The sequence below is a fragment of the Microbulbifer maximicatervae (SeqCode) genome, assembly GCF_052467955.1.
Genome location: NZ_CP174329.1, coordinates 1,857,213 through 1,881,402, shown reverse-complemented (window position 1 = coordinate 1,881,402; position 24,190 = coordinate 1,857,213). Strand labels below are relative to the sequence as shown.

The window sequence follows — 24,190 nt, the reverse complement described above, 5'->3', positions numbered from 1 at the left end:
AGCGGCCATTATACGCCGGGCAATGTGTTTAGAGGGCGGCAAGCGCCTGCTTGGCCAGTTCTCGCGCATTGAAATCAATGGCTTCGACTGCCTCGAGTCCCGACAGTTCAACAACGGGGGCTCTATTCATCACTTTTTCTACCACCAATGCAATATCAGTAAATGCTAGACGCCTCCCCAGGAAGGCCTCTACTGCAATTTCATTCGCTGCATTTAAGACTGTTGGAGCACTTTTTCCCTCATTAACAGCCTCTCGCGCCAAACGCAGACAAGGAAAACGATTAAAATCCGGAGCCTCAAAATCCAGCCTGCCTTGCGCAATCAAATCCAAAGCTGGCACCCCTGCATCAATGCGCCGAGGAAAAGCCAGGGCATGGGCAATAGGCGTGCGCATATCCGGATTACCCATCTGCGCCAGTAAAGAGCCATCCCGGTACTGCACCATCGAGTGAATAATACTCTGGGGGTGCACGACTATCTCAATCTGCTCAGGGCGCGCATTAAACAAATAGCACGCTTCTATAAACTCGAGCCCTTTATTCATCATTGTGGCGGAGTCAACAGAGATCTTCCGGCCCATCGACCAATTGGGGTGTGCACAAGCCTCATCCGGCGTCACCGCCCCCAACTCGCTCGCAGCCCGTGTGCGAAATGGCCCGCCCGAGCCCGTAAGCAGTATTTTTTCCACGCCCGCAGCTTCGAGATCCTCACAAGGGAATGGCAAACATTGAAAGATTGCATTGTGCTCACTATCAATCGGCAACAGTTGCGCACCACTCTTATTCAAGGCCCTCTGAAATATTGGGCCCGCCATAACAAGCGCTTCTTTGTTCGCCAGTAACACTTTCTTGCCCGTGTCTACTGCCGCCAAGGTTGGGCGCAATCCCGCAGCTCCCACGATCGCCGCCATGACTATATCGACCTGAGTATCGGAGGCAACACGACACAAGCCCTCCACCCCACTTAGGACTTCCGTATCCACTTCATCGCCAAGCAATACTCGCAACTCTTCAGCTCGCGCCTCATCGACAACAACAGCATACTGAGGCTTAAACCGCCGACACTGCTGAGCAAGGTCGGCAACCCTTTCACGGGCGGTAAGGGCAAAAACAGCATATTTTTCCGGGTGTCGCGCCAACACATCCAGAGTACTCACGCCGATCGAACCAGTGGAGCCGAGAACGGTAATTTGTTGCGGGGGAATTACTTGCATAGGCCCTTTTCGTACCTCTGATAGCAATATTGCTGCCACCAAACAATTGCACGCCCAGCATTAAGCTGGGCGCTAGCGAATAAAACACAAAACTGGAGCGGAAACGCCTCTACAAGTATTTCGGCAGCTCGCTCGCAAGTGCGGCCATCGTAAACACTGGAAGAGCCGCGGAAAGGCTATCTATCCGATCGAGGATGCCACCGTGCCCCGGTAACATATGACTACTGTCCTTAACCCCTCTGTGCCTCTTAAACATGCTCTCCACCAGGTCCCCAATAACTGAAGCCAGTGCAGTAACCAAGACACCAAAAGTGAATAAGACAGTATTTTTCAGTGGAAGCTCAAATAGGTAGGAAGTTACGAGGGCCAAAATCAAGCAAGCACCCAAGCCACCGAAAAAGCCCTCCCAGGACTTGCCCGGACTAACTTCTCTAGCCAACTTCCGCTTACCAAACTTGCGGCCGACAAAATAAGCACCGACATCCGCCGCTGCAACGATCGCTACCACATAAAGAACCAGCCAGGCGCCGTGATCCAAGCCCCGCAAAACTACCAGTGACAACCAGGTTGGAACTAACACAACAAGGCCTATCAGGCCGCGTACCCACCGGTTGCCCCACAGAGCAGCACTGGACGGGTAGCTCTGCACCCACAAGAAAGCGAGCGCCCACCAACCACAGGCCACGGCCAGAATCTGGCGGCCGCGGTCGATATCTGGATCATCAAAATTCATTGAAAAGACGTATTGAGCCGTGACCATTAGGGTTAACCCCAATGCGGCCAAAAAAACGAAGCGCAAGGCTCGATTCAAATTCGAGAGGTTGGCCCACTCCCAGCCCGCCAGCAAGATAACCGCCACAAATATCAGTGAAAACCACTGCATTGGAAGTAAAAACAATACCCCCATAAACAGTGCCAATAGCACCAAAGCAGTAATTATTCTTTGTTTTAGCACCGCAAACCCCTTTGTTAGTAACTTGACCACTCTGTCTGGATACTCTGTACAGATCAAGAGCGTGTCGGCAAAGATTTCCAACCAATTTGTATCGCAAGCCTGGCGCCGCAGACTTGCCCGGATCACGCCTGAGCGATCGCGTCATCCCCCTCCGCGCGACCGCCGAAGCGGCGATCACGTAACTCATATTCTGCGATAGCCTTATCCAGTTCGGCTTCGTCAAAGTCGGGCCAAAGCGTATCAGTAAAATAGAATTCACTGTAAGCGGCCTGCCAGAGGATAAAGTTGCTAATACGCTGCTCACCGCTGGAGCGGATCAAAAGGTCTACCGGCGGCAGATCTTGAAGCCGTACGTACTTACCAAGTACATCCTCAGTAATCGACTCTGGGGAGCGCGTACCATCGGCAACCTCTTGAGCCAATCTACGGGCCGCCTGGGCAATATCCCAGCGCCCGCCGTAATCAGCAGCAATTATCAGGTCGCCCTCAGCCCCTTCGCGGGTGATATCTTCCGCTTCGGCTATAGCGCGCTGCAAGCGAGGAGAGAATCGGTCCCGTCGACCAATAACTCTCAGGCGAACCCCCTCCTCCCGCATCCGCCGGGCTTCTTTGCGCAAATAGGAATTAAACAGGCTCATCAGCAGCTCGACCTCCTTCGGAGGGCGCTGCCAGTTCTCGCTGGAGAAGGCGAACAGAGTAAGCGCTTTAACGCCGCGAGCTTTACAAGCTGAAAGCAGGTCGCGGATACGCTCGACACCGGCCTTGTGGCCGGCTGAAGGGGAAAGGCCCTTTCGGGCAGCCCAGCGCCCATTGCCATCCATAATAATGGCGATGTGACGTGGGCCGGGAGCATGTAGCTCGGTACCACCGATGCTCATTAAATTTCCATCAGGTCTTTTTCTTTCGCTGCCAGTGCTTTGTCCACATCAGCGACAAACTGATCGGTAATTTTCTGAATGTCGTCACTTGCGCGACGCTCATCGTCCTCAGAAATTTCCTTATCCTTGACCAGTGATTTCACGTCCGCCAGCGCATCGCGACGAATATTGCGAATGGAAACCCGCGCTGTCTCTGCCTCACTTTTTGCCTGGCGAGTGAAGTTTTTGCGAGTCTCTTCGGTCAGCATAGGCATTGGAATACGGATAACCGCACCAGCTGTGCTGGGATTGAGGCCCAAATCGGACTTCATAATGGCCTTTTCGATATCCGGGACCAGATTTTTCTCCCAGGGAGTTACGGAGAGAGTGCGCGCATCCTCAACAGTAACATTGGCAACCTGAGATAACGGAGTATCAGAACCGTAATAGGAGACGTGGATGCCATCGAGAATACTCGGGTGTGCACGGCCGGTGCGAATCTTGTTGAAATTTCCAGCCAGGGCATCAAGTGCCTTACCCATACGAGCTTTCGCGTCTGTTTTTATATCTTCAATCACGATTTCACTTCCTCTTCAATTAAGGTGCCTTCCACGCCGCCAACCACAATATTTAACAGCGCCCCGCTCTTATCCATGCGGAATACACGTACAGGCATATTGTGCTCGCGACACAGGCAGATAGCGGTCAAATCCATCACGCCGAGCTTCTTGTCGAGAACCTCATCGTAAGTCAACTGGTCATAGCGAGTTGCTGTCGGGTCGAGCTTGGGATCAGCAGAGTAGACACCATCGACCTTGGTGGCCTTCAGAACCAGCTCAGCCTCAATTTCGATACCACGCAGGCAAGCTGCAGAATCAGTAGTAAAGAAAGGGTTGCCGGTACCGGCAGCAAAAATCAGAACTTCGCCACGCTCCAGGTAGCGAATAGCCGCACGGCGATCGTAGTGATCGACAATACCGCTCATTTGAATCGAGGACATCACTCTCGAGGAGATGTCAGATCTTTCCAGGGCATCGCGCAGCGCCAGTGCATTCATCACCGTAGCGAGCATCCCCATGTGGTCACCAGTAACACGATCGAGGCCGGCCGCACTCAGCGCAGCGCCACGGAACAGGTTACCACCGCCAACAACCAGGCCCACCTGGACTCCGATACCAACCAGCTGCCCAATTTCCAGGGCCATTTTGTCCAGCACCTTGGGACTGATACCGAAACCCTGATCACCCATCAGCTCTTCGCCGCTGAGCTTTAACAAAATTCTCTTATACTTGCGGTCTTTAATACCGGGCATTCGTTAGTCCCCTTCAATGTACCTGTTAGTGGCCAGGCCTTGCCGCTGAACATTACAACAATTTCAGTCATTTACACAGAGGGGTGCTCCGCTGTAGGTAAGAAACCCCAGCGGAAGCACCCCACTGCGATTGAGTGCCCGAGGGCACCCAATAATATGCGATTAAGAAGAGGATTTAACCTGGGCCGCAACTTCCGCTGCGAAATCCACCTCTTCCTTCTCGATACCTTCACCCACTTCGTAGCGAACAAAGGAAACCACATCGGCACCGGCATCTTTAACCAGTTTGCCAATGCTTACGTCCGGGTTCTTAACGAAAGGCTGCTCTACCAAGCTGTTCTCTTTCAGGAACTTCTTGATACGGCCACCCATCATTTTCTCTACGATTTCAGCCGGCTTGCCTTCCATATCCGGCTGAGCCTTGATGATGTCCTTTTCTTTTTCCAGAACGTCAGCAGGCATATCTTCCGGCTTGTTCACCTGCGGGTTAACCGCAGTCACGTGCATGGCAACATCTTTGGCCAGCTCGATCTCTCCACCGCTCAGAGCTACCAGGGCAGCGATGCGGTTGTTGGAGTGAACGTAAGCACCTACAACTGGAGCTTCAACCAGCTCGATACGACGCACGCCGATGTTCTCACCGATTTTCTGAACCAGTGCTTCACGAGCAGTTTCCAGCTCGCCTTCCATCAGGGCAGCTACGTCTTGCTGGCGATCGGCAAATGCCTTCTCTACAACCTTGGCAACAAACGCCTGGAAGTTTTCATCGCGAGCAACGAAGTCAGTCTCAGAGTTCACTTCAACCAGTACGCCGTAGCTGCCATCTTCTGCAACTTTAGCGGCAACAACGCCGTCAGCAGCGGTGCGGCCAGCTTTCTTGGCGGCCTTCAGGCCGGAGGCTTTGCGCAGGTCTTCAATCGCCTTTTCGATGTCGCCGTCAGCAGCCGTCAGAGCTTTCTTACACTCCATCATCGGCAGGCCGGTGCGCTCGCGCAGTTCTTTTACCATAGACGCGGTAATCGCCATGATTCAATCCTCGGGGTTCTGTCACTAAAAATTAGAAAAAAGGGGCCGTAATTCGGGCCCCTTTTTGAGTTCGCAGTGTAAAACGACTGTGTTACACCACTTAGCCCTGCAAATTACTCTGCAGCGGCTTCGTCATCGTTAGCTTCGACGTACTCGTCCTTCGCAACGGTGTTACCAGCTTCTGCAGCGCCAGCAAGTACTGCGTCGGCTACAGCTGTGGTGTACAGCTTGATTGCGCGGATAGCGTCGTCGTTACCGGGGATCACGTAATCAACACCAGCGGGATCGCTGTTGGTGTCGACAACACCGATTACGGGGATACCCAGCTTGTTAGCTTCCTGGATAGCGATGCGCTCGTGCTCAACGTCGATTACGAAGATCGCGTCAGGCAGGCCACCCATATCCTTGATACCACCGATGGAGCGCTCAAGCTTATCCATGGCACGGGTACGCATCAGAGCTTCTTTCTTGGTCAGCTTCTCGAAAGTACCGTCCTGAGACTGGGCTTCCAGCTCACGGAAACGCTTGATGGAAGCGCGGATGGTTTTGTAGTTGGTGAGCATACCACCCAGCCAGCGGTTGCTGACGTAAGGCTGGCCACAACGCTCTGCCTGCTCTTTGATAGACTTCTGTGCAGCACGCTTGGTGCCAACGAACATAATCTTTTTCTTTTGAGCAGTCATGCCCTTGATGATCTGCAGGGCTTCGTTGAAAGCCGGTACAGTGTGCTCAAGGTTGATGATGTGAATCTTGTTGCGGGCACCAAAGATGAATTGACCCATCTTCGGGTTCCAGTAGCGGGTCTGGTGACCAAAGTGAACACCAGCCTGCAGCATATCGCGCATACTTACTTGCGGCATAATAAACCTCTATATATACGGGTTAGTCCTCCACGTATCCCATGCGTCAACCCCTTTCAGGGCACCCAGACACATGTGTCGATGCGTGTGCGGCTTTTACTCGCCCAGGGAGTATCCCCAGGCGGCGCGCTTTATACCACAAGTGCACCCCATAGTGAAGAATTGGCACCGATTTCGCGCAAATGATCACGCCTCAATGCTATTGGCGGGACGCCTGGGCCATCCTTGCGCCAATAGCGGCAAAATGTGTCCTACAGCCAGCAATCCGCTACAATAGCCCGCCTCTTGGGCGCTACCCGCCCCAACCCAGAAACAAAGGATACGCATGACCTCAGCCATTAAGACCCCAGAACAAATCGCCAAGATGCGCACCGCAGGCCGCCTCGCCGCAGAGGTGCTGGAAATGATTGGCGAGTATGTCGTTCCAGGAGTCACTACCGAAGAACTGGATCGACGCTGCCACGAACACATCGTGAAGGTACAGAAAGCGATCCCGGCCTGCCTCGGTTATCGCGGCTTCCCAAAATCTATATGCACTTCCGTCAACGAAGTGGTGTGTCACGGTATCCCCTCCGAGAGCAAAATTCTCAAGAAGGGCGACATCATTAATATCGATGTGACCGTTATCAAAGATGGCTGGTACGGTGACACCAGCAAGATGTTCTTTGCCGGCAAGCCCACCGCCCACGCTGAACGCCTGGTACAAATCACCCAGGAGTGCATGTACAAGGCCATCGAAATTGTCCGCCCCGGCACTACCCTCGGCGATATTGGCCACGTCATCCAGCAGCACGCTGAGAAAAACTATTACTCAGTGGTACGCGACTTCTGTGGACACGGCATCGGCGACGTCTTCCATGAAGACCCACAAATTCTTCACTACGGTCAGCCGGGAACTGGTGAAGTGCTCAAAGAAGGCATGACCTTCACCATTGAACCAATGATTAACGCAGGCAAAGCGGCCACGCGCGTGCTGGGAGATGGCTGGACTGCGGTAACCAAGGACCGTCGTCTCTCCGCTCAATGGGAACACACCATGGCAGTGACTAGCGACGGTGTAGAAGTACTCACAGCGCGCAGCGAGGAGAACTTCTAAAGCGGTACTGACAGTGCCGCGGGAAATAAGTACGTTACTCGCGGCACCTCAGTAGCGAATCTCCGCAAACCGAACCCAAGCCGCCCCCAACTGCGGCAGCCCAAGAGCAAAACGGACTTCCCATGCAGCCGGTCAGCCCTCCCTACTTTGAACGCCCCCTGTTTTTCTTTGATCAGTCTCGTTTTCGCAGGGATTTAAGCTCCAGCGACAAACCCACTTTGGAGATATTCAAAGATGCTGTCGGCGCAGCCGAACGGCAAATGGCAGAGCGCTTTCGCGAGGGAGAGGACGTTGTCACGCTGGTACACGAGCGCGCCCTGTTTGTGGACTGCCTTCTGCATTACGCCTGGCACCAGTTCGAGTGGAGAGACGGTATCGGGCTTCTCGCTGTGGGCGGCTACGGGCGCGGAGAGCTGCACCCCCACTCCGATATCGATTTACTCATCCTCTCCAGCGATCACCCTGCCCCGGATACCATCGACAACATAGAGCGCCTGGTAGCCTTTTTATGGGACCTGGGCTTGGATATCGGCCACTCTGTACGAAATATCGAAGAGTGCCTGGAGTTGGCCGCGAAGGACATCACTGTGGCCACCAACCTCACTGAGTCCCGCACAGTTGTCGGCGACAGTACTGTTGGCGAGCAGCTAACTGCGCAAATGGAAAACAAAAGGCTCTGGCCTACCGAAGAATTCTTCAAAGCCAAGCTCGCCGAACAGAAAAAGCGGCACAGCAATCAGCAGGCTGCTGAATATATTCTCGAACCCAATATTAAAAACTCTCCCGGTGGTCTGAGGGATATCCAGACAATTGCCTGGGTTGCCAAATATTTTTTCCAAGTGCGCACCCTGAAGCAACTGCAGGGCAAGGCATTTTTTACCGAGGAAGAGTTCGCCATATTACAGTCCGGGGAAACCTTCCTCTGGCGTGTGCGCTACGGCTTGCACCTGCTCGCCGGCCGCGCGGAAGAGCGACTGCTATTTGACTACCAAAGAGAACTGGCGAAGCAATTCGGTTATGTGGATAGCGACACCCAGCTCGCCGTTGAGCAGTTTATGCACAACTACTACCGCATCGTGATGGCACTGCAGGAATTGAACGATGTACTTCTCCAATATCTCGGTGAAGCCATCCTTCAGCGCAAAGGCAGCCAGCTGGTCATTCCGCTAAATGAGCGATTCCAACTGCGCGACGGCAATATTGAGGTTACCCACCCCCAGGTATTTAACCAGGAGCCCTCGGCCCTGCTCGAGATCTTCGTGCTGATGGCCAATAACCCGGATATTAGCGGGGTACGTGCCTCCACCATCCGCCTGATTCGCGAGCACCGACACCTGATCGACGACCAGTTCCGCGCAGATCCGAAAAATACCCAGTTGTTTATGCAGCTGCTTCGCTCACCCCGGGGCTTGTCGACACAGCTATCCCGAATGACCCGCTACCGCATTCTCGGGCGATACCTACCAGAATTTGGGCAGGTAACCGGGCAAATGCAGCACGACTTATTCCATATCTACACCGTGGATGCCCACACCTTGCAAGTTGTGCGCAATATGCGCAGCTTCCGGAGCCCCGAGGCGCGGGAAAAATTCCCGATTGCAGCGGACATTCTCGAGCGCATGCGCCAACCGGAACTGCTGTATATCGCCGGCCTCTACCACGATATCGCCAAAGGGCGCGGTGGCGACCACTCCAAACTGGGCGTTGTGGATGCAGCGGAATTCTGCCAGCGCCACCACCTGCCCGCCCGCGACCGGCGTCTGGTTTGCTGGCTTGTAGAAAAGCATCTATTGATGAGCCAGGTTTCTCAGAAGCAGGACATCAGTGATCCCGAAGTCGTGCACGCATTCGCCCGCGAGATGGGTGACCGCGAACACCTGGACTACCTGTACGCCCTCACTGTCGCAGATATCAATGCCACCAACCCGGAGCTCTGGAACAGCTGGCGGGCCAGTTTGATGCGCCAGCTCTACCAGGCCACCCGGCACGCCCTGCGCCGAGGCCTGGAAAACCCCATCGACCGGGAAGAAATCATCGAGGAAACCCGCTGCCAGGCAATGGAAAAACTGGACGCTATGGGACTTCCGCAAGCTTCGGTGGAAAATATCTGGGCACAAATGGGGGATGACTATTTTGTTCGCGAGACCGCTGACAATATCACCTGGCACACTTCAGCCATCCACGAACTGCACAGCAGCCCCGACACCAGCCAAAAAGACACCCTGGTTTTAACGCGAAACTCGGGGCCCGGCGAGCACGATGGCGCTACCCAGGTTTTTGTCTACACGCCTGATAGAGCCAACGTATTTGCCGCAGCGGTTACCGGGCTGGATATGCTCAACCTGAACGTTCACGATGCGCGCCTGTACAATTCTGCCTCTGGTTATACGCTGGATACTTTTTACGTGCTGGATGAAGCGGGCCAACCGCTACTGGACGAACCCCAGCGCCTAGCGCAGATTCGCGACACTCTACAGCAGGAATTGGCCCTGGTTGAGGACTACTCAAAGATCATTCAGCGACGTACGCCCCGCCGCCTTAAAATGTTTGAATTGAAGAGCCAGGCTCATCTCTCCACTGAGCCCGGCGATCATTACAGCACCCTGGAAATTACCAGTGCCGACAGACCCGGCTTGCTGGCCCGCATCGCGCGTATTTTTATTTCCCACGATCTGCGCCTGCACAATGCAAAAATTTCGACACTCGGCGAACGAGTCGAAGATATTTTTCACATTACCGACGCCGAGGGATCACCACTTACCGACATCGAGGCCAACGGCGCACTGGAAAAAGCCATTTGCCTGGAACTGAACAACCAAGACGCCTAACCGAAAAAACGCCCGAGGCCCGCTCACGACCATGAACCCAAATCTGGAACAGCTGCAGCCCTATCCATTTACCAAGCTGCAAGCCCTGAAAGAGGGCCTCCAAGCGGCGGACAAACCGCATATTGCACTATCCATCGGTGAGCCCAAGCATGCGCCACCGGAGTTTGTCAGTGCAGAGCTTGTTCGACACCTGGACAAGCTTGCCGCCTACCCACTGACCAAGGGAATAGAGCCCCTGCGGCAGGCGATCGCCAATTGGCTGAGCCAGCGTTTTCAGCTATCCAATGTGAGCGCAGATAACCAGGTGCTGCCGGTCAACGGGACCCGGGAAGCACTTTTTGCATTCGCCCAGGCGACCGTTTCCGCAGGCAGCAAAGTCCTGATGCCCAACCCCTTCTACCAGATCTATGAGGGCGCGGCCCTTCTCGCCGGGGCGCAGCCGCACTTTATTAACTGTGTGGCAGAAAACCAATTCAAACCAGATTTCACCTCGGTGCCGGAATCCGTATGGCAGCAATGCGAATTGCTTTACCTCTGCTCTCCCGGCAACCCCACCGGCGCCCTTCTCGAAATTGAAGATTTCAAACAGCTGATAGAGAAGGCAGATCGCTACGATTTCACCATCGCCTCCGATGAGTGTTATTCGGAGCTGTATTTTGACGAGTCATCACCGCCGACAGGGCTATTACAGGCCTGTGAGGAAATCGGGCGAACAGACTTTCGCCGCTGTATAGTATTCCACAGCCTATCAAAGCGCTCTAATCTACCCGGGCTTCGTTCGGGCTTCGTCGCCGGTGATGCCGATCTGCTGCAAAAGTTTTTGCTCTATCGAACTTACCACGGCTGCGCCATGCCGCTGCCCAATCAATATGCTTCGATCGCAGCCTGGCAGGATGAGGAGCACGTCCGCCAGAATCGTGCGCTTTACAGTGAAAAGTTTTCTTCAGTTCTCGAAATTCTCGACGGCTGCCTAGAGGTACAACAGCCACAGGCAAGCTTTTATCTGTGGCCCAAGGTCGGGGATGGTGAGCGTTTTGCCAAGGAACTCTACGAGGCGCAAAATATCACGGTACTTCCCGGTTCATTTCTCGCCCGCGATAGCATCGGCTTGAACCCCGGTCGCGAGTATGTGCGTCTGGCACTGGTAGCGACACTGCAAGAGTGCATCGACGCAGCGCACCGTATAAAGGCATTTTGCAGGTAAGGCCAACTCACTTTTCAAGAACAACTGACAACTCGAGCACATACAGGAACTCCACGCCCAGGCATATCTTAACAATGGCAGTAAAAAATCTACTCAAGCAAGAGCGCGTTACTTATATTTTGCAGCGCCTGGAGGAACTCTACCCGGAAACTCCCGTTCCTCTCGATCACAAAGACTCCTATACCCTGTTGGTTGCGGTACTCCTATCCGCGCAATGCACCGATGAGCGTGTCAACCAGATAACCCCTGCGCTCTGGCAGCTGGCAGACAACCCCAGGGATATGGCGCAGGTCCCAGTAGAGGAGATCCAAAAAGTCATTCGCCCCTGCGGCCTCTCACCGCAAAAATCCAAAGCCATCAGCAAGCTCTCGCAGATCCTGATCAACGAATACCACGGCGAAGTGCCCGAGAATATGGCCGCGCTGGAGACCCTGCCCGGGGTCGGACACAAGACGGCGAGCGTGGTTATGTCACAGGCTTTTGGGCACCCGGCTTTTCCCGTCGATACCCACATTCACAGATTGGCCCAGCGCTGGGGCCTGACGAATGGCAAAAATGTCACCCAGACCGAAAAAGACCTGAAGCGGCTGTTCCCAAGAGACAAGTGGAATAAATTGCACCTGCAGATTATTTTCTACGGTCGCGAGTTCTGCTCTGCGCGGGGCTGCGACGGCACCGTCTGTGAAATCTGCACAACCTGCTACCCCAACCGTAAAAACCCAAAGAAAACCAAAAAGGCGTAACCGTGATTACTCTGTACGGCATTAAAAACTGTGACACCGTAAAAAAAGCCCGCAAATGGCTGGAGAAAAATGGAGTCGATTATCGCTTTCACGATTTTCGCGTAGACGGCATGGAAGATGTCCCCCTACAAGCATGGCTGGATAAATTTGGCTGGCAGGAGGTCCTGAATCGCCGCTCAACGAGCTGGCGTGAACTGAGCGATGAACAGAAAAACGAAATGGACAATGCACTCGCCTTAGATCTGGCCAGTGCGACCCCTACCTTAATCAAACGCCCGGTCACCACCACTTCAAAGGAAACCCTTTTCGGTTTTAAAGAGGCGACCTTCGAACAACTGCAAAGCTAGTCGAATTAGGAGAAAACCACCATGAGCAATATTTACAGCATCGGTTTTGGTGTCGGCACCTGTAACAGCAAGGGCGACTGGCTCGAAGTTTACTACCCCAAACCCCTGTTTAAACCCAGCGCAGAAATCGCTAACGCGGTTACTGAAACTCTCGGCGTGGCAGAGGGAAATCACAGTCTGCCTCTGGACTCCACCCAGCTACAGAAATTAGCCGATGCTCTCCACAGTGCAGGCGCCGCTGACCAGGCGGAAATCCTGCAGCAATTCGCCAACTCCCAAAGACCTCTCGCGGTAGTTATTTTGGCTACCGACGAAGCCCCGCAGTCAGTGCCCGAGGCCTACCTAAAGCTACATCTTCTCTCCCACCGCCTGGTAAAACCCCACGAGACCAAACTCGACGGTATTTTTGGCAAGCTGGTTAATGTCGCTTGGACCAACCAGGGAGCCATTGATCTCGAGGAATTACCGCAGCGACAACTGGATGCAAGACTCAAAGGTGAGTACCTGGATGTCTCCTGCGTGGATAAATTCCCCAAAATGACCAACTACGTAGTACCCGCTGGGGTTCGTATCGCACACACCGCTCGAGTGCGCCTGGGCGCATACCTTGGGGAAGGCACCACAATCATGCACGAGGGCTTTGTTAACTTTAATGCTGGCACCGAAGGGCCCGGCATGATTGAAGGCCGTATTTCCGCCGGGGTATTTGTCGGCGCCGGTTCCGATCTCGGTGGCAGCAGCTCCACCATGGGCACGCTTTCCGGCGGCGGGAATATCGTTATCTCGGTAGGCGATAACTGCCTGCTCGGGGCTAATGCCGGCATCGGTATTCCTCTAGGCGACCGCTGCACTGTCGAGGCTGGGCTCTACATTACAGCTGGAACTAAAATCGCCCTGCTGGATGACAGCGGCAAGCTGGTAGAGCACATCAAGGCCAGAGACCTGGCTGGAAAATCCGATTTACTTTTCCGCCGCAACTCCATTAATGGTGCAGTGGAATGTCTCACCAACAAGAGTGCTATCGAGCTCAATGAAGCCCTACACAGCAATTAAAATTGCACGGTGCGGAACTTCAGTTCCGCACCGCTGCACCCTACCCCTCTAGCCGCTTCTTTGCGGCCCATCTCCCTATACAAGGAAAGCCCAAGTGACTCCCACCCTCCAACTCGCTTTCGACCTGATTCGCCGCCGCTCTGTCACCCCCGAAGATGCGGGGTGTATGGACCTTATGATCCAGCGCCTGGAAAAAATAGGATTCCAGGTAACAAAATTGCGCAGAGGTGACACCGATAATTTTTGGGCAGTACGCGATAGCTCTAGTGAAGGCTCCCTGCTCGCCTTTGCCGGACACACCGATGTCGTACCCACAGGCCCAGAAGAAAATTGGAGCTGCCCCCCCTTCGAGCCTGAAATTCGCGACGGTTTTCTATATGGCCGCGGTGCGGCGGACATGAAAGGTTCCCTGGCAGCCATGGTGGTCGCCTGTGAGGAGTTCGTTGCGGCACACCCAGACCACAGTGGTCGCATAGCATTTCTGATCACCAGCGACGAAGAGGGCCCCGCAACAAACGGTACCGTTAAGGTTGTCGAGTGGCTCGAGGAACAGGGAGAAAAGATTGACTGCTGTATCGTCGGCGAGCCATCCAGTAGTGGACGGGTTGGCGATATTATAAAAAATGGGCGCAGGGGCTCACTCGGCCTGGAACTAAAAGTTCTCGGCACCCAAGGCCATGTAGCCTACCCTCACTTGGCCGAGAATCCGATACATACCCTGGCCCCCGCTCTCGCTGAACTCGCTGCCGAAGAGTGGGACCAGGGGAATGAATTCTTCCCCGCAACCAGCTTCCAGGTTTCCAATATCAATGGCGGCACCGGCGCAACCAATGTTATTCCCGGCGAAGTGGATTTACTCTGCAACTGGCGTTTTTCCACTGAATTAACCGCCGAAGACCTTGAGACTCGGGCCCGCGCAATCCTGGATAAGCACAACCTCAAGTACGAGGCGAATTTTAAATTATCCGGATTGCCTTTTCTCACTGCCGCAGGCCCACTGGTTCAGGCAACTCAGCAGGCAATTCTCACCATCACTGGGGAAAAAACGGAGCTATCGACCGCCGGCGGCACTTCCGATGGCCGCTTTATTGCCCCTACCGGAGCCCAGGTCGTAGAACTGGGACCAGTAAATGCCACTATCCATAAAGTGGACGAAAGGGTTGAGGCCGACCACTTGGATATCCTTAAAGATATTTATCGGGAAGTCTTAAAAGAGTTACTCACTTAAATTAATCCGACTCAACCTAGAGGCTCATAAGGGCGAAAGCTCAAAGTATTCTTTTGCGAGGCCCCGGCTTTCATGGCTGGGGCAGTAAAACTCCAGTAGGTTTATCTTGCCAAAAACTGGCTACCTCTTGAATATTACTATTCAGCGTATTTGCCAACTCTGCCAATACAACATCCCATTGCTCCAGACCGTGCAGGGTGGCTCGGGCCGACACAATTTATCGAGAGCAACATCTATCGCCAAGTTGGATTAGACTACTAAATGAGTTGCGGCAGAGATACTTAGTGAATCGCGCCGACGACCACCAACCGCTCACGGATTCTCGAGTCGCGCGGCTCCTGCCACCAACTCGAGCCCTCGAGAAAGACGCCATGAAAAGCGTAATCAAGTTGGACCCGCACAACCCAAGTGGCGAAGGCCTTGAGTCCTGGGCTGTCATCCCTCCCTCTTTTCTTACCGGCCCGACACCTATCCAGCGAGGGTATAAAGCCTTTGAGCGCAACGGCCTCTGCACTGGGACCTGGGATTGCTCTGGCGGAAGCAGCACAGGGCTCAATCCCTATCCACTCTTTGAGTTCATGCTTCTGATCGAGGGCCACGTCGGCATTATCGACGAAACAGGACACAAAGAAGTTATCTCTGCTGGAGAGCCGTTTTTCCTCCCGCAAGGCCTTAATTGCGCATGGGACATGCCGGTATACTACCGCAAGTACTTTATCAATTTATTCAATGATGAGTATCCTGCAGAGACTGATCCGTCTAAGCTGAGAGTCGTGCGCCCGCTTCCAAACATTTCAGAAGACGACTGCAAAGAGACCAGTCTCAGCACTCTAGAGCCACACCAAGCCCGGCATCTGGCATACGAGTCTGGTGATGGCAGGATCCAGGTCGGCACATTAATATCCGGCCCTTGTCGTTGCGATATCACAGATTTCAGTCGGAGCGAGCTGATATGTATGCTGGAGGGGTCGGTACGGGTCACAACGTCAAACGGCGAGGAGGCCTTCCACGCCGGCGACAGCTTCTTCGCACCATTGAATGCCCCGGTAGGGTGGCACGCCGACAAACCTTTTCGCGCATTCTTTTGCGCAGTCTGGCCCTGAGCATCAATGGATCACATCGATGACTGTCCTCATCTTTGGCGGCTCAGGAAACGTCGGTCGGGCCCTCATTCCGATCTTGTATGCGAGTGGAGCAAAAATCCGGGTCGCCACACGATCGATTGCCTATGCCGCAAGTCTCCCCGATGATATTGATACAGTCATTGCCGATATGGACGCCCCTCCCACCCTGAGGTCCGCATTTAAGGGAGTTGAGAGTGTCTTTCTACTCATCGCAAATAGTCCCAAGGAGACCCATCAAGGCCTCTCCACACTGGCGATCGCCGCTGAATCACCCCCCAGGCACATCGTTTATCTATCGAGTGATCTTGCAGTTCGCGCACCGATGATTCCCCATGCGGGTGGAAAATTCGCTATTGAAACAGCGCTGCGAGCAAGTGGGATCGCGCACACGATACTACGGCCCACCTACTTCGCTCAGAATGATCTTGTTCAGAAGGATGTGATCACTGCAGGTGCTTATGCAACGCCGTTGGGCCCCCACCCCGTTGCACGTATTGATATCCGTGATGTTGCGCTCGCAGCAGCGTCAGCACTCTTAGACATAAGGGCGAAGAACGAAGTATTTCTTTTGTCGAGTTTGGATGCCCCTAACGGTAATGAAACCGCTGCACTCTGGTCCACAGCACTTGGTCACGCCGTCATCTACCCTGACCTAACGCCGGAAGAATTTGCCAACAGCATCGAAACCATGGTGCCTCCGTGGCTGAATTTCGATCTTCTGGTCATGCATCGCTGGTTCAAAACAAACGGCCACCCAGTAAATCAGGAAGATCTTGAGGCTCAGGCCGCACTTTTGCCCCAGGGGCCGCGAAGCTATCAAAGTTTCGTAGAGGAGACGGCTAACACATGGCAGAGTGAAACCTAAAGCCACCAAGTACCGTAGCTCACCCCCTTTTTCAATACAGCCGCAATCATCGTAGTGGTAGGTCGCCCTTTGTGCCGTTAGCCCAATACACACCCTGCCCCCAGCTCTCATTAATACTGTGCCCACCAGAATTGTGGTTACTGAACTAGAACCCAAAAAACTGCTATTCACACAGTGTGACGAAATGGTTGAGGCCTACCAGTTTGATACCCTCAAAGATATTTATCGGAAAGTATTAACAGAGCTACCATTTCGATTAACCTGGCTTAGTTTGTGGGCTCAAAAAAGGCGAAAGTATCAAGTTTACTTTTGACTTGCCCCGGCTTTCCTCGCTGGGAAAGTAAAACTCCAAAAGGTTTATACGCCAAATAAACTGACTATCCCCTCAATACTGCATTTCAGCGTATTTATCCCCTCTGACACAATCCCTTCGGTATGCTGAATCCAACAATAAAAAGGAGCCCACAGACCATGGATAGGTTTAAAACGTTTATCGCTGCGGCAGTTATTGCAAGCCCGGCATTTTCCACCCACGCAAATACAAATGAACATTCACCCAATTTTAGCTACGAGGATATCTTCGACCTGGAGTACGCCAGCGACCCACAGTTTGGCACTAACGATAAAAATATTTATTACGTGCGCAACTCCCTGAACAAAATGGCAGATACCACAAGGGCAAACCTCTGGTATATCAGCGATGATGGCAAAGATCATCGCCCCCTAACTTCGGGAGATTTTCACGATCACTCCCCACTTCTATCTCCAGATGGAAAAACCATTGCCTTTATCAGCGACAAGAGTGGAAAGCCCCAGATACATTTGTTGTGGCTGGACAATGGTAAAAGCGAGCAAATTTCCCATCTACCCAAAGTCCCATCAAATATCCAGTGGTCCCACGATGGTCAGCATATCGCCTTCACCATGTTCGTGCCCGAGAGCAAACCGCTGCCAGTGGAGCTTCCCACACCACCAGAAGGGGGCGAGTGGGAGGAAACACCTCAGTTTATCGACAAGAGCTTATATCGCATTGAGGGCCAGGGATACTTAGAGCAGGGCAATTCACAGGTTTTCATGATTTCCCGTGAAGGAGGCACTCCCCGTCAGCTCACCAGTGGGGACTACGAGCACAACAGCCAACTCAGCTGGGGCAAAAATAATAAGGCGATTTACTTTTCAGCAAATCGCCACCCAAATCATGAAATTGAACTGCTGGATTCAGAAATTTACAAGGTAAATATCAACGATGGAAATATTGAGCAAGTAACCGAAAGATTTGGCCCCGATTTTCAACCTGAAATCTCACCCGACGGAAGAAAGCTGGCTTATTTAGGCTATGAAGATCAGCGGTTTTCCTACCACCAAAACACTTTGCGAGTGATCGACCTCGCTAGTGGAAAAAACCAGCAAATAAAAACTGCCAGCGATCGTAGCGTTTCCGATTTTCAGTGGCTAGCTGACAGTAAGCGTATTGCTTACAGCTATGACGATCATGGCTCAACCAAAATTGCCATTAAGAAAATTGGCGGAAAGGAAACCTTGATAGCGGATGACGCCGGTGGACTGACACTAGGCGCGCCCTATAGTTTTTCAGATTTTGCTGTCTCCAAACGTGGAAACGTAGTTTATACACAAACCACACCTCAAATTCCCGCAGAACTTGCAATTTCCCGTGGCGGCAAGATAAAAACTCTCACGGCGATCAACAGTGATTTGATGCCTCTACGCAATATGGCCCATGTGGAAGAGATCAACTATAAATCCAGCTTCGATGGCCGCAATATCCAGGGCTGGATAGTCTACCCCCCAAATTTCGACCCCCAAAATAAATACCCCCTGTTACTTGAGATTCACGGTGGCCCACTATCTAACTACGGCCCTCGCTTTTCTGCCGAAATGCAACTCTTTGCCGCCGCAGGCTATGTCGTGCTCTACACTAACCCTCGTGGCTCTACCAGCTACGGCAATGAGTTTGCCAACCTGATCCATCACAACTTCCCTAGCCAGGATTACGATGACCTAATGGCGGGTGTCGATGCAGTTATCGCCCAAGGCTATATCGATGAGGATCAATTATTTGTCACAGGTGGAAGTGCCGGCGGCACACTGACAGCCTGGATTATTGGTAAAACTGAACGATTCAGGGCTGCGGTAGTTGTCGCACCGGTAATCAATTGGGAGAGCTTTGTTCTAACTGCCGATTACTCCAAAATATTTACTCGCTACTGGTTTTCCGGGATGCCTTGGGAGGCCCCCGAGGATTATCGACGCCGCTCTCCACTCACATATATTGGCAATGTCACTACACCGACCATGCTATTGACTGGCGAAAACGATTTTCGCACTCCGATATCTGAGACCGAACAGTTTTACCAAGCACTAAAGTTAAATGATGTAGAGGCAGCTATGGTGCGCCTTCCAAACACATCCCATAACTTTTCCGATAGACCCAGCAAGAGAATCTCTAAAGTAGCCTCGACCCTCTACTGGTTTGATCAACACAAACCCGATAGAGAAAATGAAAGCGAGGACTTGGCAACCAACTAATTCAAAATTTTACAGGTATATTCGGCCAAATAACGGAGTAGCAGGTCAGCCACCCTGTTGCTCCATCACGGATTATCCCATCGAGCACACCAGTCAACGGATCACTCCCTTTGTCCCCCCTTCCTCAGGTATCCTCTAGGAAACAAGAAGGAGGAGCCTAAAGATCATGAACCGGCTAATAAAAATTGTCGCAGCGATGTTTATCGCCAGCCCTGCGCTCGCTGATAACCAACTACCTAATTTTAGTTACGAGGATGTATTTAACCTCGAATACGCGAGTAGCCCTCAGTTCAGCAGTGACGAGAAAAGTATTTATTACGTCCGCAACTCAATGAACAAAATGAAAGACGGCAAGCGCGCGAACCTTTGGCGTATCGGTACCGATGGCAAAGATCACCGCCCTCTGACCTCTGGAGACTACTCCGATTACTCCCCACAGCTATCCCCAGACGGGAAGACCATCGCTTTTATCAGCACCCGCAGTGGCAGCCCGCAGATCCACCTACTGTGGTTAGATAATGGCCAGAATCTGCAGATTACTCACCTGCCAAAATCCCCCTCCAATATCCAGTGGTCACGGGATGGTAAGCAAATAGCTTTCACTATGTTCGTACCGGAAAGCAAACCTCTGCCAGTAAAGCTCCCCAGTGCCCCGGAAGGCGCAGAGTGGGCTAAGCCACCACAGTTTATCGACAGCAGCATTTATCGTTCAGATGGCATGGGCTATTTAAAGCAGGGGCATGTACAGGTTTTTGTGATCCCTCGAGAGGGCGGTACCCCTCGCCAGCTTACCGAAGGCGAGTATGATCATCACAGCAGTCTCGCCTGGAGTAAAAATAACGATGCAATTTACTTCTCAGCCAATCGTCATCCCGATCACGAAATCGAGCTGATGAACTCGGAAATTTACAAGGTAAGCCTAAAAAACGGCAGTATCGAGCAGATTACCGAACGTTATGGTCCCGACCATCACCCGCAGATGTCTCCAGATGGTACGAAGCTGGCCTATTTAGGCTTTGAGGATCAAAAGCTCGGATACCAACAACATACTCTGCGCGTCCTGGATCTCAATAGCGGGAAGTCCCGTAAAATAAAAACTGCCAAGGATCGCAGCATCTCCAACTTCCACTGGCTGGGCGATAGCAAGCGAATTGCCTATAGCTACGACGATCACGGCTCCACCAAAATAGCCATCAAGAAAATTGGCTCCAGCGAAATCCTGATGGCCAGCGACGCTGGAGGCCTTTCGCTGGGACGCCCATACTCCGGTGCCAATTTTGCAGTCTCCAAACGCGGGGACATCGCCTACACACAAACAACCCCTCAGAATCCCGCCGAGCTGGCTTTAGCGCGCAACGGCAAAACCCAGGCTCTCACCGAGCTCAATGGCGACCTGATGCCTCTGCGCGAGATGGCAAAGATTGAGGAGATCAACTACAAATCGAGCTTTGACGGCCAAGATATTCAGGGCTGGGTCGCTTACCCACCCAATTTCGCCCCCGAGAAGAAGTATCCCCTTCTATTGGAAATTCACGGTGGTCCCTTCTCTAATTACGGCCCCAGATTTGCCGCCGAAGTCCAGTTATTTGCCGCTGCTGGTTATGTTGTTCTGTACACTAATCCCCGTGGCTCCACCAGCTACGGCCATGAATTTGCCAACTTAATTCACCATAACTACCCGAGCCAGGATTACGACGACCTGATCTCTGGCGTCGACGCTGTAATTTCTCAAGGTTATATTGATGAAGAACAGTTGTTTGTTACTGGTGGCAGTGGCGGAGGCACATTGACAGCCTGGATCATTGGTAAAACTGACCGTTTTAGGGCCGCTGTTGTTGCCAAGCCTGTTATCAACTGGGAAAGCTTTGTCTTAACTGCCGATTATTCCAGGTTCTTTACCAACTATTGGTTCTCAGGTATGCCCTGGGAGAAACCTGAGGAATACCGCCGTCGCTCACCGCTCACCTATGTCGGAAACGTTACCACTCCCACCATGCTCTTAACCGGGGAAGAGGACTACCGCACACCGATGTCAGAAACAGAACAGTTTTATCAAGCACTAAAACTTAATGACGTTGACGCTGCCATGGTTCGCATTCCAGGGGCATCCCACAGTATCGCTGCCAGGCCAAGTCAGTTAGTGGCAAAAGTTGCATCGATTTTATATTGGTTTGATCAGCACAAGCCTTATCGGGAAAGTGAAGACTTAGCGAAAAATTAATAACCCGTACCAACTAACCTAAACCATAACCTCCCTGGCGGGCTTTCAAAGCCCGCCTTTCTATTTCTCTATTTTCCTTTCCCAATCTAACGCATAATCAACGGCATTATTCATAAGGAAGAAATTATGCGTAAAATTTTACTTATACTCTTTTTATGGCCCACCTTTGCATCTTCAAGCCAGTTACCACTAGAGTACCTTATACGACATACAGACATTGAAGAGGTAAAAATATCACCAACTGGTTCGCACCTAGCCGTTAGAAAACTACATAAAGGGGAGAGAGTATTAGTCTTCATGTCAATTAGCCCTCTAAAAATAACTGGCTTTTTACGCTTTAGGGGAAAGGAGGAAGTTGGCAACTTTTATTGGGCAAACAATGAAAGAGTTGTAACTGAAGTGATATCACGGAGGGCAGCTCTAGAAACGCCTGTAAACTACGGCTCTCTCTACGCAATTAATTACGACGGCTCAGAAGGGAAAAATATTTTTGGACACCTTGCTGGCCAACGCCAAGTTGGCTCTAGACTCAAAAAAACCGAAACAACCTATGCTCATGCGACGATTATAGACCCTCTAATCCACAAAGAAAAAGAAATCTTAATATCCACCTACCCGTGGGCAAAAAACCAAGAATCGAAGGGTGAGGTTGCAAGGCTCAACATATACACAGGTATCAAAAGAGGATCTATAAGACTACCACAAGTTGACGGCCGCGCATACACAGACGGAGCAGGTAACCTCCTCTTCGCAGATGGTACTGACGAAAACAATAACCATCAGCTATTTTATAGAGGGGAAAATAAGTGGCATAGAGTTAAAAATCCGTCTCTTAACTCTGGCACTCCAGTAGGATTTGACATAGAAACCGGTGAAGCCTACCTAACCATTACTGAAGAATCCAAAACCCAAACCTTAGTCAAACTAAAGCCAGGATCTGAAGCTTTCTCTCGAATTTTTCAACATGAAAAGTCAGATATATATGACATTATTTACTCCCCAACCTCATATAAACCACTAGGAGTATACTTGCAACCAGACTACCCCACAGAGCACTTCATTGATGAAGGGAGTGGTTTTGCTCCTATTTTTAGGGGATTAAAAAAAGCTTTTCAAGGATTTCATATATCTTTCACAAGCTTTACAACCAGCGGGGATTTTGGCGTATTGAAAGTACATGGAGATCGTTTGCCAGGGGATTATTATCTTGTAAATTTGAAAACCAAGTCAGTTGATTTTCTGACTTCGTCTGCAGACTGGCTGCACCCCGATCAACTCAATCCTATGCTTGCCGATGGCTTCACCTCAGAAGACGGCTTACAAATAGGAACTTACCTTACCTTCCCAAAAGGTCCAGATCAGCGAAATCCAATGGTTGTATTACCTCACGGCGGCCCTCACTCACGTGATTATTGGGGGTATGATCGCAATGCACAAATTCTATCCCAAAATGGATATCTTGTACTTCAAGTTAACTTTCGTGGCTCCACTGGATATGGCCAGGGATTTTATTCAGCAGGACTCAGGGAGTGGGGAGGAAAAATTCAACAAGATATTGCCGACGCCGTTCATTGGGCCATAGAGAAAGGATATGCGGACCCTGAACGAATTTGCATCTATGGCGCTAGCTTTGGGGGTTATTCGGCTCTGATGAATCCTATCCGCAACCCTGATTTATACCAATGTGCTGTAGGTTATGTAGGCGTATACGATTTGGAGATGATGTACACAAAAGGGGATATTAAGAGAAGAGATCGCGGCATTTCTTACCTTAAAAAGACACTTAGTAAAGATAAGGACTTTCTAAAAGTCAACTCTCCTGTACACAATGCCGGCAAACTTAATTTGCCAGTTTTCTTGATTCATGGAGAGGAGGACGAGCGAGCCCCTATAGAGCATGCAGAAATGCTAGTAAAGGAATTTAAAAAAGAAAACAAACCGATTAAAACTCTATTTGTAAAAAAAGAAGGACACGGCTTTTATACCGAAGAAAATAGAATGAAGCTCTATACAGAACTATTAGAATTCCTGGATCAACATATTGGTATTGGAGCTAGCGAAAAATAGTCTAACGAAGGGTAAAGAATACAATTAAAATGTAGCCCCAGTAAATTAGGGGCTACATATTTTCAATTGCTCAGTCACCTCAAGCAGACTACCCACTCAACCATGATCGCGATACGCCTTCCACTTCTTCATATGACGATCCTTTTTTTCAGCCTTCAGGGTTTCCAGCTTGGCGAGCTGCTCATCTGTTAATACAGACTCAAATTGAGTACGCATCTGGTTGCGGCTCTGCATTTTAGCGACTTCCAGCTTGCCAATCTCCGCCCCCAGGCTTGCCAGTGTTTGCTGATCGGCACCGGAACGAATTGCTTCACGCAACTCTTCATACGCTTTGTGCATTTCTTCGCGCTTAGCTATTTTTCCTTCACGGTTGGACTCGCGAAGCTCCTTCAGTTGATCCTTTTGAGCTTCCGTCAGGTCCAGCTCTTTAGCAATTTTTTCTGGTCCATGGCCGCGACCTTCCATACGTCCTTTACCATCACATGCCATGCCAACGGCTGGTACTGCTACAACGCCAGCCAAAGCCAAACTACCTACTACAGTTTTCCAGTTTTTCATCGTTCAACCCTCTCGTTTGCATTCAGTAAGTACATAGTAAGTGGGCGCCGTGTAAATGGGGGATAACTGTGGTAAACCTTTGTTAA

The 24,190-nt window shown here is 51.6% G+C and carries 21 protein-coding genes; 12 read left to right on the top strand and 9 right to left on the bottom strand.

Going from position 1 to position 24,190, the window contains the following annotated elements; all coding sequences use genetic code 11:
• Positions 1-28: 28 nt before the first annotated feature.
• The 7 genes from ispC to rpsB form a co-directional block, all read right to left on the bottom strand.
• Positions 29-1,213, bottom strand: coding sequence for a 1-deoxy-D-xylulose-5-phosphate reductoisomerase (gene ispC, locus ACJJI5_RS07965; RefSeq protein WP_445355962.1), 1,185 nt, complete (start codon positions 1,211-1,213; stop codon positions 29-31).
• Positions 1,214-1,322: 109 nt separating this feature from the next.
• Positions 1,323-2,168 (bottom strand): phosphatidate cytidylyltransferase, encoded by an 846-nt coding sequence (locus tag ACJJI5_RS07960; RefSeq protein WP_444896535.1) that lies wholly within the window; start codon positions 2,166-2,168, stop codon positions 1,323-1,325.
• A 122-nt stretch (positions 2,169-2,290) separates the two neighbouring features.
• Positions 2,291-3,046, bottom strand: coding sequence for a polyprenyl diphosphate synthase (uppS, locus tag ACJJI5_RS07955; RefSeq protein WP_445355961.1), 756 nt, complete (start codon positions 3,044-3,046; stop codon positions 2,291-2,293).
• Positions 3,046-3,603: a ribosome recycling factor gene (frr, locus tag ACJJI5_RS07950; RefSeq protein ID WP_282933674.1), complete on the bottom strand. Its 558-nt coding sequence runs from the start codon at positions 3,601-3,603 to the stop codon at positions 3,046-3,048. The genes uppS and frr overlap by 1 nt, the downstream gene beginning before the upstream one ends.
• Positions 3,600-4,337, bottom strand: a complete 738-nt coding sequence (pyrH, locus tag ACJJI5_RS07945; RefSeq protein WP_282933675.1) for a UMP kinase — start codon at positions 4,335-4,337, stop codon at positions 3,600-3,602. Before pyrH ends, frr begins: the two co-directional genes overlap by 4 nt.
• A gap of 162 nt (positions 4,338-4,499) precedes the next feature.
• The gene (gene tsf / locus ACJJI5_RS07940; RefSeq protein WP_282933676.1) at positions 4,500-5,363 is read right to left on the bottom strand and encodes a translation elongation factor Ts; all 864 of its coding nucleotides are present in this window, start codon (positions 5,361-5,363) and stop codon (positions 4,500-4,502) included.
• A gap of 113 nt (positions 5,364-5,476) precedes the next feature.
• On the bottom strand, positions 5,477-6,223 hold the full coding sequence (rpsB, locus tag ACJJI5_RS07935; RefSeq protein ID WP_282933677.1) for a 30S ribosomal protein S2: 747 nt from the start codon (positions 6,221-6,223) through the stop codon (positions 5,477-5,479).
• 325 nt (positions 6,224-6,548) lie between these two features.
• Between rpsB and map the strand changes: the two genes are divergently transcribed.
• From map to dapE, 7 genes are all read left to right on the top strand, one after another.
• The gene (map, locus tag ACJJI5_RS07930) at positions 6,549-7,319 is read left to right on the top strand and encodes a type I methionyl aminopeptidase (RefSeq protein ID WP_445355960.1); all 771 of its coding nucleotides are present in this window, start codon (positions 6,549-6,551) and stop codon (positions 7,317-7,319) included.
• Positions 7,320-7,441: 122 nt separating this feature from the next.
• A complete protein-coding gene (locus tag ACJJI5_RS07925) occupies positions 7,442-10,147 on the top strand; it encodes a [protein-PII] uridylyltransferase (RefSeq protein WP_445355959.1) in 2,706 nt (901 codons plus the stop codon).
• A 31-nt stretch (positions 10,148-10,178) separates the two neighbouring features.
• On the top strand, positions 10,179-11,351 hold the full coding sequence (gene dapC, locus ACJJI5_RS07920) for a succinyldiaminopimelate transaminase (protein ID WP_445355958.1): 1,173 nt from the start codon (positions 10,179-10,181) through the stop codon (positions 11,349-11,351).
• A gap of 74 nt (positions 11,352-11,425) precedes the next feature.
• Positions 11,426-12,094 carry an endonuclease III gene (nth, locus tag ACJJI5_RS07915; protein ID WP_413662821.1) on the top strand — a complete coding sequence of 223 codons (669 nt, stop codon included), beginning with the start codon at positions 11,426-11,428 and terminating at the stop codon, positions 12,092-12,094.
• Between the two features lie 2 nt (positions 12,095-12,096).
• Positions 12,097-12,441, top strand: a complete 345-nt coding sequence (locus ACJJI5_RS07910; RefSeq protein WP_108734022.1) for an ArsC family reductase — start codon at positions 12,097-12,099, stop codon at positions 12,439-12,441.
• Between the two features lie 21 nt (positions 12,442-12,462).
• Positions 12,463-13,494, top strand: coding sequence for a 2,3,4,5-tetrahydropyridine-2,6-dicarboxylate N-succinyltransferase (gene dapD / locus ACJJI5_RS07905; protein ID WP_445355957.1), 1,032 nt, complete (start codon positions 12,463-12,465; stop codon positions 13,492-13,494).
• Between the two features lie 94 nt (positions 13,495-13,588).
• Positions 13,589-14,722: a succinyl-diaminopimelate desuccinylase gene (dapE, locus tag ACJJI5_RS07900; RefSeq protein ID WP_445355956.1), complete on the top strand. Its 1,134-nt coding sequence runs from the start codon at positions 13,589-13,591 to the stop codon at positions 14,720-14,722.
• 70 nt (positions 14,723-14,792) lie between these two features.
• Here the strand turns inward: dapE and ACJJI5_RS07895 are convergent, their stop codons facing one another.
• Positions 14,793-14,936: a hypothetical protein gene (locus tag ACJJI5_RS07895; RefSeq protein ID WP_413662825.1), complete on the bottom strand. Its 144-nt coding sequence runs from the start codon at positions 14,934-14,936 to the stop codon at positions 14,793-14,795.
• Between the two features lie 157 nt (positions 14,937-15,093).
• Between ACJJI5_RS07895 and ACJJI5_RS07890 the strand changes: the two genes are divergently transcribed.
• From ACJJI5_RS07890 to ACJJI5_RS07870, 5 genes are all read left to right on the top strand, one after another.
• Positions 15,094-15,825, top strand: coding sequence for a cupin domain-containing protein (locus ACJJI5_RS07890; protein WP_444896528.1), 732 nt, complete (start codon positions 15,094-15,096; stop codon positions 15,823-15,825).
• A 19-nt stretch (positions 15,826-15,844) separates the two neighbouring features.
• The gene (locus tag ACJJI5_RS07885; RefSeq protein WP_445355955.1) at positions 15,845-16,711 is read left to right on the top strand and encodes an SDR family oxidoreductase; all 867 of its coding nucleotides are present in this window, start codon (positions 15,845-15,847) and stop codon (positions 16,709-16,711) included.
• Positions 16,712-17,182: 471 nt separating this feature from the next.
• Positions 17,183-19,258 (top strand): S9 family peptidase, encoded by a 2,076-nt coding sequence (locus ACJJI5_RS07880; RefSeq protein ID WP_445355954.1) that lies wholly within the window; start codon positions 17,183-17,185, stop codon positions 19,256-19,258.
• Positions 19,259-19,424: 166 nt separating this feature from the next.
• Positions 19,425-21,479 (top strand): S9 family peptidase, encoded by a 2,055-nt coding sequence (locus ACJJI5_RS07875; protein WP_445355953.1) that lies wholly within the window; start codon positions 19,425-19,427, stop codon positions 21,477-21,479.
• Positions 21,480-21,605: 126 nt separating this feature from the next.
• Entirely contained in the window at positions 21,606-23,546 is a 1,941-nt protein-coding gene (locus ACJJI5_RS07870; protein WP_445355952.1) for an alpha/beta hydrolase family protein, read from the top strand.
• Between the two features lie 96 nt (positions 23,547-23,642).
• Here ACJJI5_RS07870 and ACJJI5_RS07865 read toward each other — a convergent pair whose 3' ends face one another.
• Positions 23,643-24,104 carry a Spy/CpxP family protein refolding chaperone gene (locus ACJJI5_RS07865; protein WP_444914382.1) on the bottom strand — a complete coding sequence of 154 codons (462 nt, stop codon included), beginning with the start codon at positions 24,102-24,104 and terminating at the stop codon, positions 23,643-23,645.
• Between the last annotated feature and the right edge of the window lie 86 nt (positions 24,105-24,190).